The sequence below is a fragment of the Idiomarina sp. UBA3162 genome (assembly GCF_002364475.1).
In the GTDB taxonomy this organism is placed as follows: domain Bacteria; phylum Pseudomonadota; class Gammaproteobacteria; order Enterobacterales; family Alteromonadaceae; genus Idiomarina.
In genome coordinates, this window is record NZ_DEYI01000091.1 from 25,733 (window position 1) to 42,190 (window position 16,458).

At 48.7% G+C, this 16,458-nt stretch carries 18 protein-coding genes; 7 read left to right on the top strand and 11 right to left on the bottom strand.

Going from position 1 to position 16,458, the window contains the following annotated elements:
• Positions 1 to 7: 7 nt before the first annotated feature.
• Positions 8 to 934 (bottom strand): GTP cyclohydrolase FolE2, encoded by a 927-nt coding sequence (gene folE2, locus B2X00_RS11060; RefSeq protein ID WP_290487605.1) that lies wholly within the window; start codon positions 932 to 934, stop codon positions 8 to 10.
• A 188-nt stretch (positions 935 to 1,122) separates the two neighbouring features.
• Here folE2 and B2X00_RS11065 point away from each other — a divergent pair, with 188 nt between their 5' ends.
• Positions 1,123 to 1,476, top strand: coding sequence for an Hpt domain-containing protein (locus B2X00_RS11065; RefSeq protein ID WP_071463131.1), 354 nt, complete (start codon positions 1,123 to 1,125; stop codon positions 1,474 to 1,476).
• On the opposite strand, the gene arcA is transcribed toward B2X00_RS11065, so the two are convergent.
• The 8 genes from arcA to B2X00_RS11105 all read right to left on the bottom strand — a co-directional run bounded on the left by arcA (position 1,470) and on the right by B2X00_RS11105 (position 9,528).
• Complete coding sequence (arcA, locus tag B2X00_RS11070) at positions 1,470 to 2,192, bottom strand: two-component system response regulator ArcA (protein WP_071463132.1); 723 nt, start codon at positions 2,190 to 2,192, stop codon at positions 1,470 to 1,472. The two genes, B2X00_RS11065 and arcA, sit on opposite strands and share 7 nt — an antisense overlap.
• Positions 2,193 to 2,305: 113 nt before the next feature.
• Complete coding sequence (locus B2X00_RS11075) at positions 2,306 to 3,925, bottom strand: ATP-binding protein (protein ID WP_290487610.1); 1,620 nt, start codon at positions 3,923 to 3,925, stop codon at positions 2,306 to 2,308.
• A 106-nt stretch (positions 3,926 to 4,031) separates the two neighbouring features.
• Positions 4,032 to 5,051 carry a methyltransferase gene (locus B2X00_RS11080; protein ID WP_290487612.1) on the bottom strand — a complete coding sequence of 340 codons (1,020 nt, stop codon included), beginning with the start codon at positions 5,049 to 5,051 and terminating at the stop codon, positions 4,032 to 4,034.
• Positions 5,052 to 5,054: 3 nt separating this feature from the next.
• Entirely contained in the window at positions 5,055 to 6,758 is a 1,704-nt protein-coding gene (locus B2X00_RS11085; RefSeq protein WP_290487615.1) for a DUF342 domain-containing protein, read from the bottom strand.
• A gap of 80 nt (positions 6,759 to 6,838) precedes the next feature.
• The gene (locus B2X00_RS11090; protein WP_290487618.1) at positions 6,839 to 7,186 is read right to left on the bottom strand and encodes an Hpt domain-containing protein; all 348 of its coding nucleotides are present in this window, start codon (positions 7,184 to 7,186) and stop codon (positions 6,839 to 6,841) included.
• Complete coding sequence (locus B2X00_RS11095) at positions 7,179 to 8,204, bottom strand: succinylglutamate desuccinylase/aspartoacylase family protein (protein WP_290487624.1); 1,026 nt, start codon at positions 8,202 to 8,204, stop codon at positions 7,179 to 7,181. The genes B2X00_RS11090 and B2X00_RS11095 overlap by 8 nt, the downstream gene beginning before the upstream one ends.
• Complete coding sequence (gene rimK / locus B2X00_RS11100; RefSeq protein ID WP_290487625.1) at positions 8,204 to 9,109, bottom strand: 30S ribosomal protein S6--L-glutamate ligase; 906 nt, start codon at positions 9,107 to 9,109, stop codon at positions 8,204 to 8,206. The genes B2X00_RS11095 and rimK overlap by 1 nt, the downstream gene beginning before the upstream one ends.
• Entirely contained in the window at positions 9,106 to 9,528 is a 423-nt protein-coding gene (locus B2X00_RS11105) for an ATP-dependent zinc protease (protein WP_290487627.1), read from the bottom strand. Before B2X00_RS11105 ends, rimK begins: the two co-directional genes overlap by 4 nt.
• Positions 9,529 to 9,687: 159 nt before the next feature.
• Between B2X00_RS11105 and B2X00_RS11110 the strand changes: the two genes are divergently transcribed.
• Complete coding sequence (locus B2X00_RS11110; RefSeq protein WP_290487628.1) at positions 9,688 to 10,434, top strand: EAL domain-containing protein; 747 nt, start codon at positions 9,688 to 9,690, stop codon at positions 10,432 to 10,434.
• Here the strand turns inward: B2X00_RS11110 and B2X00_RS11115 are convergent.
• Both B2X00_RS11115 and mutH read right to left on the bottom strand, forming a co-directional pair.
• The gene (locus B2X00_RS11115; protein WP_290487629.1) at positions 10,431 to 11,117 is read right to left on the bottom strand and encodes a DUF2982 domain-containing protein; all 687 of its coding nucleotides are present in this window, start codon (positions 11,115 to 11,117) and stop codon (positions 10,431 to 10,433) included. The two genes, B2X00_RS11110 and B2X00_RS11115, sit on opposite strands and share 4 nt — an antisense overlap.
• Positions 11,107 to 11,787: a DNA mismatch repair endonuclease MutH gene (gene mutH / locus B2X00_RS11120; RefSeq protein WP_290487630.1), complete on the bottom strand. Its 681-nt coding sequence runs from the start codon at positions 11,785 to 11,787 to the stop codon at positions 11,107 to 11,109. Before mutH ends, B2X00_RS11115 begins: the two co-directional genes overlap by 11 nt.
• A 66-nt stretch (positions 11,788 to 11,853) precedes the next feature.
• Here mutH and rppH point away from each other — a divergent pair, with 66 nt between their 5' ends.
• From rppH to B2X00_RS11145, 5 genes are all read left to right on the top strand, one after another.
• Positions 11,854 to 12,393: an RNA pyrophosphohydrolase gene (rppH, locus tag B2X00_RS11125; RefSeq protein WP_071463859.1), complete on the top strand. Its 540-nt coding sequence runs from the start codon at positions 11,854 to 11,856 to the stop codon at positions 12,391 to 12,393.
• Between the two features lie 2 nt (positions 12,394 to 12,395).
• Positions 12,396 to 14,666, top strand: coding sequence for a phosphoenolpyruvate--protein phosphotransferase (gene ptsP, locus B2X00_RS11130; RefSeq protein ID WP_290487660.1), 2,271 nt, complete (start codon positions 12,396 to 12,398; stop codon positions 14,664 to 14,666).
• Between the two features lie 3 nt (positions 14,667 to 14,669).
• Entirely contained in the window at positions 14,670 to 15,464 is a 795-nt protein-coding gene (locus B2X00_RS11135) for a sulfite exporter TauE/SafE family protein (RefSeq protein WP_290487631.1), read from the top strand.
• A 10-nt stretch (positions 15,465 to 15,474) separates the two neighbouring features.
• Positions 15,475 to 16,272, top strand: coding sequence for a prolipoprotein diacylglyceryl transferase (gene lgt, locus B2X00_RS11140; RefSeq protein ID WP_290487638.1), 798 nt, complete (start codon positions 15,475 to 15,477; stop codon positions 16,270 to 16,272).
• Between the two features lie 7 nt (positions 16,273 to 16,279).
• A partial coding sequence (locus tag B2X00_RS11145; RefSeq protein ID WP_290487662.1) for a thymidylate synthase occupies positions 16,280 to 16,458 on the top strand: 179 nt, incomplete at its 3' end.

Here is a 16,458-nt window from a genome sequence, read left to right on the forward strand (position 1 = left end):
GCTCGATTTACGAACTATAACCACCTTTGACGCCTTTCGTGGTGACACTGACAGCGTCGTGCGCATGCAACGACTCGTAATGGTTCACGCGAACCCAGAAATCTTCAAAAATAGGCATCTGGTTAAGCTTGTGTTGCAGACGGCGCGATGCGTCCTCACAAAACATCAAGTTTTGTCCGTTGAGGCGTGCAAATTCTTGTTCATCCTCACGCTTAACGGCGGCTTGAACAGGGGTCTTAAGCGCATCTTCAATAGCATCTACGAGCGCCACAATAGGGAATTCTTCAACACTATCGCTCAATGCAACTTTAACCTGCGCTGTGGACCGCTGGCTATGTGGCGTCGCAACAATACCCTCAGTACTACCTAACCACTGATGAATGGTCGCTTTATCAACGCTATCCTGACCAGCAAACTTCTCGTCGAACGCCTCTTGAATTAACTGACGCGCCAATGCCGCTGAACAAGGACAAGTTGAAGAGTAGGGTACATCGACGGCTAACTCGAGGTTCAAATGACCTTCGTCGTAACGCCCAGTTAAACTCACTGGATACGCTTTCCAACCTTTTTTGCGACTAATCAATGATTCGCGGCGTAAATGGTAGTCAAAATCGAATTTTATAAATGCACGGTCGCTGATGTCTTGGTGGCTCTCAATAAAGTCGCGCAACAATTGCTTCAGGGAAGCATGACTTAATTCACCCTCAGTCGATAGCTGATCTAAAAGAAGATAAAGGCGAGACATGTGAATGCCTTTGGCTTTTGGATCTTTTAGGTTAACAAAAGCTTCAACGTGAGCTGCAACAGGACGCTCGGAAGCATCAGACGCTGCAACCATAATAGGTACTTCGATATTGCTCATGCCAACCCAATCCAAGGTCCCCTCAGTCTGGGCCTGCGTTTGGTTAGCTACATCGGGCATACTGTTCGGCATTCGTTTGGAACTCCGCTCTTTCTTCAATTTATCAAGCATAAACTTCAAGTCCAGTAGTATATCTTAGATAGGGGGATCATTTCATTCCCGAAGCTAAAAATTAATCAAATAAAACCGATTAAAGGTATCGGTTGACTCAATGTACGATTACGCACAGGATAAGGTTTTAGATTTAGAATGGATAAGATATGACAAATTCTGATGTACTCGATACCGAATTGCTGCAGCAATATTACCAATCGCTGGGTAAAGAAGGACTAGAGCTAAGCCTACAGACTTTTGACAAGGTGATTCAAGGGTATGCGAGTTTACTTCATGAAGCGGCTAAAAATAAAGACGAGGCCGCCTTGCGTTCGCAAGCGCACAAGGTCAAAGGCGCCTGCCGCTCTGTGGGGCTCAAGTCACTTGCAGTTTATATGGAAGATCTAGAGAAGAAACAGTGGGACTGGCCGAAAGCCGAACAGTGGTTGGTGAATTGGGCTGACAGTGTGATCCCACACCGCCAGCAAATTCAAGCTTGGCTAGAGCAGCAGTCTCACTGAGACTCTTGCTCAACTTCACCAATAAAGCGGTAGCCTTCACCGTGAATAGTCGTGATCAAATTAGGCGTTTCTGGGTGCGATTCAAAGTGACGACGAATACGACGAATCGCAACGTCAACCGTACGGTCATTTGGACGTAACTCACGATCCAACATACGCTTCACTAACGTTTCGCGATCAAGAATGCGACCCGGGTTGGTCAGAAACAGCTCTAATGCACGATATTCGCTCTTAGGTAGTCTGAACATCTGATTATCCGGAGAGTAGAGGCACCGGCTATCGCTGTTTAGACGCCAACCGTGAAAGTTAAACTGAACACTGTCGTTATCTACAGGACTGCTCGAACGTGAGGACTCAATGCGACGGCACAAGTTACGCACACGAATTGTCAGTTCTTTCGGGTTATAAGGTTTAATCAGATAATCGTCGGCGCCGAGTTCTAGGGCCAGTAATCGATCATCTTCGCTGTCTCTTCCGGTTAAGAAGATAAGGCCAATGTTATCTCGTTCGCGTAAAGACTCTGCGAGCTCTAAACCGTTTTTACCCGGTAAGTTAACGTCCATAATAACGACGTCGATACGCTCTTGGCGCATGATATTTTCCATCTGCAAGCCGTCAGCAGCGTCAAATACTTCATAGCCTTCTTGCTGAAAGAGTCGCGTTAATGTTTGGCGAGTAACCACCTCATCTTCAACAATTAAAAGTCTGGCGTTCATAAAGCAGTGCGTTCCTAGCAATTAGTTCGAGTGACGAATTGAAAAGTACTGAATACAGTCCTATTGATGCCACATTATGACTTTTGTTCAAAAATTTTCAACAAAAACCCAGATTAAGTTTGATTTTCGCACGATTTAACAGGAAAACGAACTATAAATTCGACCCCATGATTAAGCTCGCTGAAAAAGTGTATTTGCCCCCCTAATACTTGAGTAACCAAGTTGTAGACGAGGTGCAAGCCTAAGCCACTGCCACCCGAGCCTCGCTTGGTGGTAACAAAGGGGTCAAAAATTTTCTTGCCAATGTCATGAGGTACACCTCGACCATTGTCTCGGTAAGTAATTTCTAATTCGTTGTCGCGACGTTCAAATAAAATATCCACTTGGCCGTTATCGCGATTATCAAAGCCATGCATCATTGAGTTAGTCACCAAATTGATTAAAATCTGATTCAGTGGGCCCGGTTTAGTGACCACACACAGACCGGGGGCATACTCAATGTTAATTGGAAAATGCTCGGCGTTGAGACGTCGAGGCTTTACCGAAATCAGCATGTCGCGCATAAACTGTTCAATATCGATCGCGCGATCAACTTCGGAGGACTGGTCAACCGCGACTTGCTTAAAGCTGGTGACCAAATCTGCAGCGCGGTTTAAGTTGCGATAGATAATCGATAAGTTTTCATCACAATCCTCTAAGAAGCGCGCGAACTCATTCGTGGAGATGCGCTTTTCATCGAACTTCTCACGCATAACCGCTAATTTGTCTTGCAATAGCGTCGAGGCAGTCACTGAGAGTCCGATAGGAGTATTCACCTCGTGCGCGACACCGGCAACCATATCACCGAGCGAGGCCATTTTTTCTGACTCAACGAGTTGACCTTGATACTTGTGTAGCTGTTCAAGCGTGGTGAGTAGCTCTTGGTTCGATTCGCGCAAGGCTTTTGTCCGCTGCGTCACCTGCTGTTCGAGTTCGGCATTGAGTTGGCTAGCTTCGCGCTCGGCCTTTTGCTGACGCAAAATATGATGCTGCACGCGCTCAAGCATAATATTGAGCGCGTTGCCGAGCTCATTAAATTCGTTCACGCGAGATTCAGGTAACCGTAAGCCGTAATCCTTGTTGCGCGAAATCTGTGAAACGATATCTACAATGCGATCCAACGGCTGGCTCAGTATCCGGCGCAGGCGCAATGTCAGTAGTGCGCAGATTAGTAAGGTGAGCACGAATACCGTAGCGGCTACGGCCAGCGAACGAAGCTTAAACAAGCGTAATTCGTCGCTGCTGGCGCGCAAATAAACATAGCCGACAACCTGGCCATCGAGTTGAATAGCTTGTGCGACTTCAATGTAATCGGCTTGTAAACGAGGCTCCGAAAGGCGCTCTATTTGCGCAAACTTGGCAGGAATCGGGGCTAACCCTTCTTTGTTATAACTCGAGAAAAAGCTTAGATCACCACTGACGGTGTCGATCTTATAAATATGAACATGTTGAATAAATTGATTATTACTGAGTGTTGCGAGTCGACGTTGCTCGGCTGTATTGTCGCTAAACGCCAAATTTTGCACCGCGTGAGCGGCGATCATGCGGGCATCTGATTCACTACGATCTAAAAGTGCTTGGCGATACTGACTGACCTGACTAAATAGATTGATACTGAAACCAATTGCCAAAGCGACAGTGGTAATCAACAGTACAATGTAAATGAGGCCTCTTTTGAGCGAAATGGTCTGCATTATTATGACGCGTGGACGACTTTGTTATCTTGTTTAGTCTATGTTATCAAATGGTTAATGAGTGTGCATCCAAATCTATGCAAATTCAACGTGAAGAATTGTATATTCAACTTAAACGCTTGCTTCTTAAGACTTTAAATTTGCCATCGTCGGCGACTTCATGGCAATGACCAAAAACGCGTTGCATGTGTTCAGGCCAGGGTAAAAAGCGGTTAGCGACAATCATCAACTCACCACCTTTACGCAACTGTCGATACGCCTGTTGAATAAACTGTTCGCCGATATCGTAATCAGTGCGTAAGCCGGTATGGAAAGGGGGGTTACTGAGAATCCAGTCGAATCCGCCTGCGTCTAGTTGCGGCAAGCCGTCTGCCAGCATAATCTGACCTTCAACCCCGAGCGCTTGCCAGTTCATTTGGGTGCTGGCAATGGCCATCGGATTAACATCCGAAGCAACGATCTCGACATTATATTTACGCTTAACTAAACCACCGATAACACCACTGCCACAGGCAAAATCGAGCACCTTGCCGCGACAATCGTCGGGTATGTGCTCAAGCAATAATGCTGTGCCTGGGTCTAGGCGACCTTGACTGAATACTCCGGGGAGTGTGTCAAAGTGAGCTTGGATACCCCGCCACGTGACTTCAAACGAGGGGAGTGCGGTGTCTTCGATTTGAGTCGCATGTGACTCGACTAGCCGTGTTTCGAATAACTGGCAATGGTTGCCTGAAGCAAGCTTCTTGGCTGTCGCATAACCTGCGGGTAACTTCTTTACCAAGCTTGTCACACCACCGCGCTTTTCTCCAACGATGAGAATAGCCGCCTGAGGTGCTTGTTGCGCGATTTGTTGTAGCAGCCACTGATTAAGTGCTTGCTCTTTCGCTACCACCAACAAAATAAGCTCGTAGTGCGCAAGAGTCGGCGCTTTGGCTTGGCATACGCCGTGACTGTAGTGTTGTACATGACCAACATGCAGACACCACGCATGTTCGAAAAAGGGCGCGAGCTGACTACCATCGGGATGAATGACAAGGCGTTTATCGCGCGGAGTAGCAAGCCAACTGGCATCACTATGTCTACTGAGTAGGCGCGCAACAGCATCAGAGGTCGATTGAACGGCCATAAGCTATCGTAGGATATCCATTCTAAGTTCGTGATCTTTCAATAGTAACAGTGTACCACCCCGATGCTCCTTCATGCGCAGTTTTTTGCGCTCATGCTCTAACTGAACACCAGGAAAGACCTCTTTTGCGGCGACAATTCTCAACGTAGGGTGGTTTTTTAATGACGCGCGCATCACTTTGAGGTCATTTTGTACGCTACGCATGTGGTTGAGCTCATTATGGGCCGCCGTTCGTAAGGACTGTTTGAGTGACTTTTGCTGTTCATTATTGGCCAGTGAATTGCAGCGCTGTAAGCCCAATTTAATGCGCTTCAAACTATGAGTGGTCACGCGTAACTGGCGGTATAAGTCGGTTAGCGCTTGTAAGTCACTGGGCATTGGCGGTGGGACCGAAAGTAAAAAACGTGTGAGCGTACCCGCTCGAGCACCGAGTTGACCCGCAGAAACATTAGCGCAGGTTTCGAAGGTACCTCCAATCACTTTGCCGCGGGCAATGGTATCTTGACCACCAATGAAGGCTTCTCCGGTACATTTGACATGACAATGCGTCAGTTGACGGTCGATAGTAAGTGATTGCTTACATTCTAAAAAAGCATACTGTGCATAGGCACACCAAATTGAAGCGCCGGCATCCATTTTTGACGATAAGTGTGGGATATAGGCTTCGTCGGCTTGCAAGCGCTCTTCATCTTCAGAAGAAATATGACCAATACATCCCTTACGCACGGTAATACTTCCACCGGCGTAGAGCTGTGCAGAATCAACGTAGCCTGCCACCGTGATATCACCTGTGCACTCCACGCGCATACCCTCAGTGACGTTACCGGTAACAATTACACTGCCTTTAAATTTTACGTGACCCGTCGATACATCCACGGTTTTCAACGTCAGCACATCGTCAACATTGGCGGAATTATGGGTAAACCATGGCATCCCTGTACGTTCGGCAACAATCAGCATCGGATCATCATCAGCAATACGTGTGCCTTCGCCGGGTATCATTTCAGCATCTTCACCGTCGATGGCCTCAATCACATCTCCCTTTACGGTCGTGCCTTGACGGCCTCGGGTCGGTGGATGCTTCCTGAGTAATGGGTCGCCCTCAAGAACGGTAATCTGCTCACCTAAATCACGCATGTCGACCGTACCATCTTCACGTTCTTGTGGCTGTAACACACGTTGCCGAGCGTCATCAACAAGCCGTTCGAACCAAGCATTGTCGCCATTTTTTGCTGTTACACCGCGTGCAATGGTGGCTTCAAAATTACTACCAGGCTCAACTTTGAGTGAGTGACTAATGACCTTATCGACCATTTTACGTTTAATACCTGCGACAACACCTGCGGCTTTCAATGCCTCTAAAATATCTTGTCGCTTGATGGGCTCGCCACCGCGGGCTGCGTCACAACTAATAGTCGCTGTCATGTGGTCATCGCTGATAACAACATACAACTGGGCATCTTCGAGCGTGGCTACGCGTTCATTGTAATGACTGGAGGAGGAGTGTTCTTTGCCTTGCCACTGTATGAAATTATTGGCGATTTGGTTAAAAGCGTTATCGTTTACCAGCAAAGCGTCAGCAAAACGACTCATCTCAAAGGCCGTCTTAATCTTGCCCGCGTCGATACCGTCAGTCGATTTTAAAATACTGACGTAAACATCGTCGCCGGAGCGTTCGAACTGTATCGCTTTGTCGGACTCTGCCATAACACTTTATTCGAATGTCTATTGTTATTGTTATATCGGCAGATAATAACGAAAAATAAGAAAGATTGCCCGAAATTTGATCAGATATTTTGCGTTAAGTGTTGGTTGATGGTTACAAGTACCGCGTCTAACTGTACTTGTAAATCGGCTAATGCCGCGTTTCTTTTCGATTTATCTACAGTTGTCCAGTTTTTAAACAGGTCGGCTGCCAAGTCGCTGAGTGGTTGAGCACCAATCGTGGCGCTCAATCCTTTTAGCGAGTGCAGCTGGTGATAAATCGCCTCATCGGAGGTCGTTGCATCCAACAATGCGGTCTGCGTGTATTGTTCATAGAACGCCTGTAATACGGCACGGTAGGTAGCCGTTTGCTGATCGCAGTGACGCAAACCTTGTTCAAAGTCGATCAAAGTCGTGTTGCTGTTATTCATACGTTTCAGTGAATGAGTCAATGATATCGGTGGCCTCTTCTAAACTATCTGACTCAAATTGTGCGATATTGAATAAGGCTTCACCTTCATTTGCGACTGGAATGTTAGTACAGCCAATGATAATGCCCGGAACCGGTGAAGTGATCACGTCCACATCGTCACCATGAGGGCTCGCAATGTGTGCCAACACTTGATCAGGTTGTACCGTTTGGCCCAGTTCGACTTTCCTAAGCACTAAACCATCTTTCTCGGCACGAACCCAAGTCGAGCGACTGGAGATAACCGGTGATATACGGCGACCTTGGCGTCGTCCTTTGAGCATCTTCAGATGTTTAAGGACGTTAATGACGCCGACAACGCCTGAATTAATTGACGCGTCATCAAAGCGCAGTGCCTCGCCCGCTTCATATAAAATAAGCGGTATATCCAGGCTATTTGCCAATGCGCGCAATGACCCGTCGCGCTCTTTTGAGTTGAGAATCACGGGTGAGCCAAAGGCTTTCGCCATAGCGAGTGCCTGCGCGTTATCGATATCAACGCGGATTTGTGGCAAGTTGCTGCGGTGGATCGCCCCGGTGTGCAGGTCGACAATGTGCGAGGCTTTTTGCACTAATTCTTCATTGAACAGGTGGGCAATACGCGAACCTAGTGCGCCTCGCTCCGACCCCGGGAAGCAACGATTTAAATCACGACGGTCGGGAAGGTAGCGCGATTGCTGAATAAATCCAAACAGGTTGACGATGGGCACCACAATTAAGGTGCCTGCAAGCTCGAGTGGATTTATACGTTGTATGATCTGTCGGCAAATTTCGATGCCAATAAGCTCATCACCATGGATAGCAGCACTCAGTAATAGCACCGGTCCCGGCTTGACGCCATGGAATACATCGACTCGCAAGTCAAGAGGTGCGTCGTTATAGAGTCGCGCAGCGGGTAACCGCACATGTTGGTGACTGCCTGGCTCAACACGACAGCCAGCTAATTCAAAGACCGCCATACGCGGCTTTCTTGCTGCCATTAGCCGCGACCCTTGGTGCGTGTTTTGTGAGCTTTGGCATTTTTCTCCATAAAGGTAATGATCTGACTCGCAACATCCTTTTCGGTTGCTGCTTCGATTCCTTCAAGACCCGGTGATGAGTTAACTTCCATCACCAACGGACCGTGGTTAGAACGCAATAAGTCGACACCTGCAACATTCAGACCCATTGTTTTAGCCGCTTTGACTGCAGTAGCGCGTTCAGCAGGCGTCAATTTAATTAATGACGCGCTGCCACCACGGTGCAAGTTCGAGCGAAACTCACCTTCTTTGGCTTGGCGTTTCATTGCCGCGATCACTTTATCGCCAATAACAAAGCAGCGAATATCGGCACCGCCTGCTTCGCGAATGTATTCCTGCACCATGATGTTGGACTGCAAGCCCATAAATGCTTCAATGACACTTTCAGCAGCTTGGCGGGTTTCTGCTAACACGACACCGATACCTTGCGTGCCCTCAAGAAGTTTGATCACCAACGGTGCACCGCCGACCATATCGATTAAATCCGGAATATCCTGAGGCTGACTCGCGAAGCCCGTGGTGGGTAAGCCGATGCCCTTGCGTGATAGTAATTGCAACGAACGCAGTTTGTCGCGACTACGAGAAATAGCAACAGACTCATTTAACGGGTAGGTGCCCATCATCTCGAACTGACGCAATACGGCAGTACCATAAAAGGTAACAGAAGCACCGATACGTGGAATCACACAATCGTAGTAAGGTAGCTCTACACCGTGTTTATGGATCGATGACTCACGCGCGTTGATGTTCATGTAACAGCTCAATGGATTCAGCACATCGACCTCATGACCCCGTGCTTTAGCCGCTTCGACTAATCGGCGTGTAGAGTAGAGTTTTGAATTACGGGATAGAATGGCGATTCTCATGTGCGCTCTCCTAGTTGATGAGCTAATTCAGGGTTTACCATAAAACGCTTACGCATGGCTTGTCGACCAAGTAACATACGAAACTTCATCGTGTCACGATTAGTTAGGGTCAATTCAATCGGGCCCTCAAACGCGCCCAAACAGAGTCGGGTGCGAATCACATAACGCACTTCTGTGTGACCACCCGAGTCGGTCACTTCACGCTGGTCATGAATAGGTGCTTCAAAAATATGTTCTTCTAGACTGTCTTGATGGGGGTGCACAAACACGCGCAGCCATGGCTGTCCATCCTTTTCAAACGGCTCTAATTTAAACGCATGTAAGCACGACGTTTTGGCACCAGTATCGACTTTCATATGAATCGCATCAATACCAATATCAGGTAACCGACCCCATTCCTTCCAACCTAAAACTTCCATTCATTTCTCCATTCGATATTCGCAGCGCTTAATTACACTAAATATAAATAAAGGCAAGAAAATTTTGTTTCTAAATCATCATTTACATGTTGATCAAAATTAGCTTCATTTGCGTTACCTTAGATCACGCGACAAACAATTGATACGAGGAATATAATCATGGCGGCTTGCCCATCATGTGATTGTCAGTCTGAATTAGGCTTTGACATCAAAATGGCTTTTCAGCCAATCGTTAACGTGCATAACAGCGACGTGTTTGCTTTTGAGGCGCTGGTGCGCGGCGCGAACGGTGAAGGCGCGGGCGAAGTACTGTCGCGTGTGAATGAGTCTAATAAATACACGTTTGACCAAACCTGTCGTATGACGGCGATTGAAACTGCAGCACGTATACAACTACCGTCAAAAGTCAGTATCAATTTCATGCCGAACGCGATTTACGAGCCAGAAACCTGTTTAGCACAAACGCTTAAAACAGCGCGAAAGACAGGCTTGCCACGCGAGAATATTATTTTCGAAGTGACGGAGCACGAGAAAGTCGAAAATCACAGCTTGTTGGTCGATGTATTTAAGACCTATCGCGAGCACGGCTTTCTGACCGCGATTGATGATTTCGGCGAGGGTTATGCGGGACTCAACCTGTTAGCTGACTTTCAGCCGGATTTGTTGAAAATCGATATGAAGCTAATCCGCAATATTCACGAAGATCGCATTAAAAAAGCGTTATTCGCTGCCGTTCAGCGCGCCGCCGAAGAGCTCGGTATTACGCTCGTGGCGGAAGGTATTGAGACCATCGATGAATACTACTACCTGAAATACAACGGCGTTGAATTGATGCAAGGTTATTTGTTCCAAAAACCCGAAGTGGAAGCCTACACCATCCCCGATTTCGAAAGTTTGAAGCGCTAATTACCACCTCGTTGTTTGGCTTCTTGGCGCGATGCTTGTAGCCGCTGCAGATGACCTTTGAATTCATAGATATCTCTATCGAGTGCGTTTGCGCTGACGTAGAGATCATAGCCCAGTAATTCGCGCATTTGCTCCATACGTCGGCCAAAGACAGCGATAAGCCCTTTATAAACGCGACCTTCCGAACTGACAAACCGCTCGGGAATATCAAAGTATTCGCTGTAATCGGCTTGATCGGGTCGTTCATGGCGCAGCGCCATCGTCATTAACTGGCGCTGTTCGAATAAGATGGCAGAGGCCAAGCGGGGTGAAATCGATTGTAGTATGGCGTCATTGTTATAAACCCGAAAGCCGAGAAAAGGCGCGTCTTCTAAATCCATCAATCGATGTACGCGCGGAACATCAAAGCGCACCACATTATCCCAGTCCAACTGCCACTCGCCCTTGCGGTGAATGTAGCGAATCGTATCGGGCGTAATCACCAGTGAAACAGGAGGTTCAATGAGTTTCCCGATACCCAGTAACAACAGGATTCCCGCCGCGGCGCCTAGAACCACGGAAATGCCAACTGGGATATCATCGCGGATTAAATGCATAAATACTAACAATGCGATAAGGCCAACGGCTATGGCACAAAAGCTGATGGCATTTCGTTTGGCTTGTGGAGTGACATTAAACTGCATTAAACACCTGCTCTAGTATGGCCCGTGTGAACGTTTTTTTAAGATAAAAGCCACGCGGACGCACTTGAATAATTTGACCATCTGGGCCCACCGCATCGGTCAGTGCTCGTCCATCCGCTGCTTTGGGGCGAATCTGTAAAAATTCGCCTTGCCGTGCAGTGATGGCCTCCACTTCACCGAGTGCAATACGATCCATGTGCTCCTCCCAATCACGTTGCAAGGCAAGCTCCTGTTCTGCTGTGGGGCGCCACAAAAACGGCTGGCCGACCACACGCTGTGCCAAGGGTACCGCTCGACGCCCATCGATCGGTAACCACAACACACAGCTTAACTTATTACGTACGTTGCTATTCAACCAGTTCAACCCAGAGGTATTAACCAAGGGGGCGACACAGACAAAGGTGGTTTCTAATGGTTGACCATGCGCATCCACTGGCAGTGTCTTGAGTTCTACACCCAGCTCCGGAAAGTCTTGTAAAGGTTTCGAGCCGGCACTCGCGCCTAAATGTTGCTCCAACATCATGCCGACCCAACCCTTGTCTCGTTTAAGATCGTTCGGCATCACTAAATCCGCAGCATCCGCTAACTGAGCGAATGATTGTCCGGTAAGCTGATGTGCGCGCTGTAATAGCTCTTCAATCGACTGCGGCGCCGATACAGGGAAACGCATTTGATTTGCTCCAAGTCGCCCTTTATGGAAGAATCACTTTATCAAAGAATAATTGAGGATGCTCGCGTGATAGATGCTGAAGGATTCCGGGCAAACGTAGGAATCGTCATCTGTAACGGGCATGGGCAGGTATTTTGGGCTCGCCGTATTAATCAGCATAGCTGGCAATTTCCGCAGGGCGGTATTGACGATGGTGAGACCCCTGAACAGGCAATGTACCGAGAACTTTGGGAAGAAGTCGGTCTTAAGCCAGAGCAGGTAGAAATTCTGTACACCAGCCGTCACTGGTTCCGCTACCGTTTACCTAAACGGTTGATTCGGCGGGAACAACGGCCCATGTGTGTTGGACAGAAACAAAAGTGGTTTCTGTTGAAACTTAAGTGTCGCGAAGAAGATGTCGACGTTCTACAGTCCGGACACCCGGAATTTGATGGTTGGCGATGGGTCAGTTTTTGGTACCCCGTGCGTCAGGTCGTATCGTTTAAGCGTGACGTTTACCGTCGCGTAATGAGAGAGTTCGCTGCGTATGCAATGCCCAGCCTGAACAACACCAAGACCTCGAGCCGCCATGGTCGCCATGGCCGTTCTAATAGACGGAAGCGTTAATGATGCTGGTCACTCTGCAGCGAATCGTCGAAAGTGTAAATAAAGCGGCTGATTTTCAGCTAGCGCTTCGTACGATGGTGTCTCAAGTGCGAGCCGCACTTGAGACCGACAGCTGCAGTGTGTTCTTAGCGGATGCGCAGGCGCATCAGTATGTGATGGCAGCCAGTGATGGCCTTGCTGATGCCTCAGGCGACCCCATTCGGGTCGATTTTGGCGACGGTATTATCTCGCTCGCCGCGCAGCGTGAAGAGCCACTGAACATTGCCGATATCAGTAACCACCCAGCTAACAAAGAACTGCTAGACACCAATGAATCTCAATACCGTGCACTGTTAGCTGCGCCAATCATTCATCGTCGTAAGGTGTTAGGCATTATTGTCGTGCACCAAAGCCAAGCACGGCACTTTACGCGTGAAGAAGAAGCATTTGTTGTCACATTAGCAGCCCAATTGTCAGTAGTCATTGCACACGCTAACACCAAAGGGTTACTGACCGACGAGCACTCGCCTTGGGTGCATAGTATCCAAGCCTTACCCGGTTCACCTGGAGTGGCAATCGGTGATGCGTTTGTCGCGCGCCCTGAAGTGAGCCTAAAAGAAGTATCCCCACAAAAAACTGATCGTCCGCGACATGAAGTACGCAAGTTCCGACAAGCGGTGGCGCGTACGCGTGCTGAGTTAAAACAGCTGGCTGAGCGTATGTATGGCCAGGTACCAGACGACACCTTGGCAATATTCGATGTCTATCAAGGCATGCTCGACGCGGCAAGTCTGGGGAGCGCGGTGGAAGAAATGATCGGCCAGGGCTGGCGCGCTCAAACAGCTTTAAAACATGTGGTCGAGGAGTTTGTTGATCAGTTTGAAGCGCTAGAGGATTCCTACTTGCGCGAGCGAGCGACAGACGTTCGCGATATCGGCCAACGCGTGTTAATGCACCTACAACAGCGCCAACGCAAACGACGTGAGTTCCCCGAACAAGGTATACTGGTCGCCGATGAAGTAACCGCTTCGATGTTGGCAGAACTCCCGCGTGCCAAGATTGCTGGGATTATTTCGTTACGTGGCTCAAGCAACTCGCATGCCGCTATTATGGCGCGCAGTATGGGGATTCCCGCAGTCTTAGGCGTTGATGATATTGAGCTGCATTATTTTTCCGAGAAAGTACTTATCGTGGATGGCTACACGGGCGAAGTGTATATCAACCCACCGCCACAAGTACGCGAGCAATATCAGCATCTCGCCGATGAGGAAGAAGAACTCAAGTCGATTGTTGCCGAGCACGCCCACCTGCCCGCACAGACGGAAGATGGGCAGCGGGTGAGTCTGCACCTCAATTTAGGGCTTGATATCCACCAAGAGTACCTGCGTCACTTAAATATTGATGGCGTGGGGTTATACCGTTCTGAAATCCCCTTCATGATGCGCGACCAGTTGCCCACGGAAGATGAACAAGTCGAGATGTACAAGGAGGTATTAGATTACTTCCCCGACCAGCCGGTGATCATGCGTACTTTAGATGTAGGCGGCGATAAGCCCTTACCGTACTTGCAGTTACAAGAGGATAACCCGTTCCTCGGCTGGCGCGGTATTCGACTCACGTTAGACCATCCTGAGATATTCCTCGTACAAGTGCGCGCGATGCTGCGCGCTAGTATCGGACGCAGTAACTTGCGTATTTTGTTACCAATGATTACCAGCGTAAGTGAGGTTGAAGAGGCGTCTCGGCTGCTCAAACAGGCCTATTTTGAAGTGGCCGAAGAGCAAGGCTGCGCAGTGGGCGTTAATTTATTCCAACCGCAACTGGGTGTCATGATTGAGGTCCCCGCAGCGATTTATCAACTCCCGATGCTTGCGAGTAAAGTGGACTTCTTTTCGGTGGGTAGTAACGATTTAACGCAATATTTATTGGCTGTCGACCGCAATAACCGCCGTGTAGCGAGTCTTTATGATGCCTATCATCCTGCGGTATTAGCAAGCTTGGATGAAATTGCAAGACGTTGCGAAGAGCTCGGCAAGCCGGTCAGTGTTTGCGGAGAACTTGCCGGTGATCCGGGCGGTGCGCTGCTGCTTGTTGCAATGGGTTATCGCCAATTGAGTATGAACAGCTATAACATCGATCGAGTGCGCTGGATTTTACGCAATGTGCGTTCGAGCACATTACAGGTCATGTTGGCTAAAGCGCTCCAAGCGCGCCGACCAGAACAAGTAAGAAGTATGATCTCCGAGAAAATGGAAAGCATGGGCTTAGGTGGCTTCGTGCGTGCAGGGAAGTAGCCGATGGATTTAACAGTCATTGTATGGTGTTTAGTCGGCGGTGTATTCGCAGGAACACTCGCGGGATTACTCGGTATTGGTGGCGGCTTGGTGATTGTTCCGCTCATCGTTTACTTAGCACCTAAATTAGGAATCGATCCTGCGTTAGTGATGCCAACCGCCATTGCGACGAGTCTCGCCACTATTTGCATGACCACTGCTAGCGCTGCGTATAGTCATTATCGCTCGGGGCTACAAGAACGCTTCTGGGTTGTCAGAGTGTTGCCGGGGCTGTCGGTTGGCGCCATGGTCGGGGCGTTCTTAGTCACCGCCATTGACCCTCATTGGTTAAAAGTGTTCTTTTCAACGGTACTGGTGGTACTGGCTGTCCGAATGGCGATGCCGCCCGCCGCTCAAAAAGCACAGACCGGGCGAATCAAGCAGCGCTGGCTGAGTTTGGGGTCGACTATCATCGGTGTGATATCGGGTTTAGTGGGGATTGGCGGCGGCGCGTTGACAGTTCCCTTTTTGCAGCGTTGCGGACTCTCGGTTCGGCAAGCTATCGCCATCTCATCGTTAGGTAGCTTTATTATCGGCTGTAGCGCGGTGTTTATCTTTGTAATTAAAGGCTATATTTCCGGCGTGGCGCACGGCGCTTTGGGTATTATTCATGTACCCGCTTGGCTGACGATTTCTATTGCATCGGTACTCTGTGCACCCTTAGGTGCCAAGTTAGCACACAGTCTGCCAGTTAAATTGTTACGCCGTATATTTGCAATCTTTCTGATTGTGGTGGCTATAAAACTGATATTTTTCTAAGGAGTTGGCAGTGCCACTGAACGAATACATGCAGTTTCCCAATATCGATCCTGTGTTATTTAGCATTGGTCCACTTGCCATACATTGGTATGGCGTGATGTACCTACTCGGTTTTGCTTTTGCATTATGGTGGGGTGGTCGACAAGCGGAACGTTCGCCCGATTGGACCCGCGATAAATTTTCTGACCTTATCTTTTGGTGTTTCCTGGGCGTGCTGATAGGCGGCCGTATTGGTTATGTGATTTTTTATCACTTCGATCTGTTTATCGCCGATCCAGTGTATTTATTCCGAGTCTGGGAAGGTGGTATGTCGTTCCATGGCGGATTGCTCGGTGTGATCGCGGCGATGTACTTGTACGCCCGCGTGACGCAGCGTCAGTTTTTAGCCGTGGGTGATATGATTGCGCCGCTCGTGCCCATGGGATTGTTTTTCGGACGCATGGGTAACTTCATTAATGGCGAGCTATGGGGACGTGCGACTGATGTACCCTGGGCAATGATTTTTCCATCGGGTGGACCGGTGCCGCGGCATCCTTCGCAGCTTTACGAAGCGGTTTTAGAAGGATTACTATTATTTGCATTATTGTGGTGGTTCCAGCGTAAACCGCGTGGAACGGGTGCAGTCAGTGGCTTATTCTTATTAGGATATGGCGTGGCGCGCTTCACCGTCGAGTTTTTCCGCGAGCCCGACGCACACCTTGGTTTGCTCTCGCTCGGGATGTCCATGGGACAATGGCTTACGATTCCGATGATCGTCTTGGGTGTGGGGTTACTGATTTACGCGCACAAAAACAGCAGCAAAACATAGGCCGATAATGAAACAATATCTTCAACTGTGCCAACGCATCATCGATGAAGGTGAGTGGGTTCATAATGAGCGCACAGGTATCAACTGTTTGACCGTCATTAATGCCGATTTAGAGTACGATGTTGAGCATAATCAATTTCCCATTATCACAACACGTAAAAGCTATTATAAAGCGGCTATTGCTGA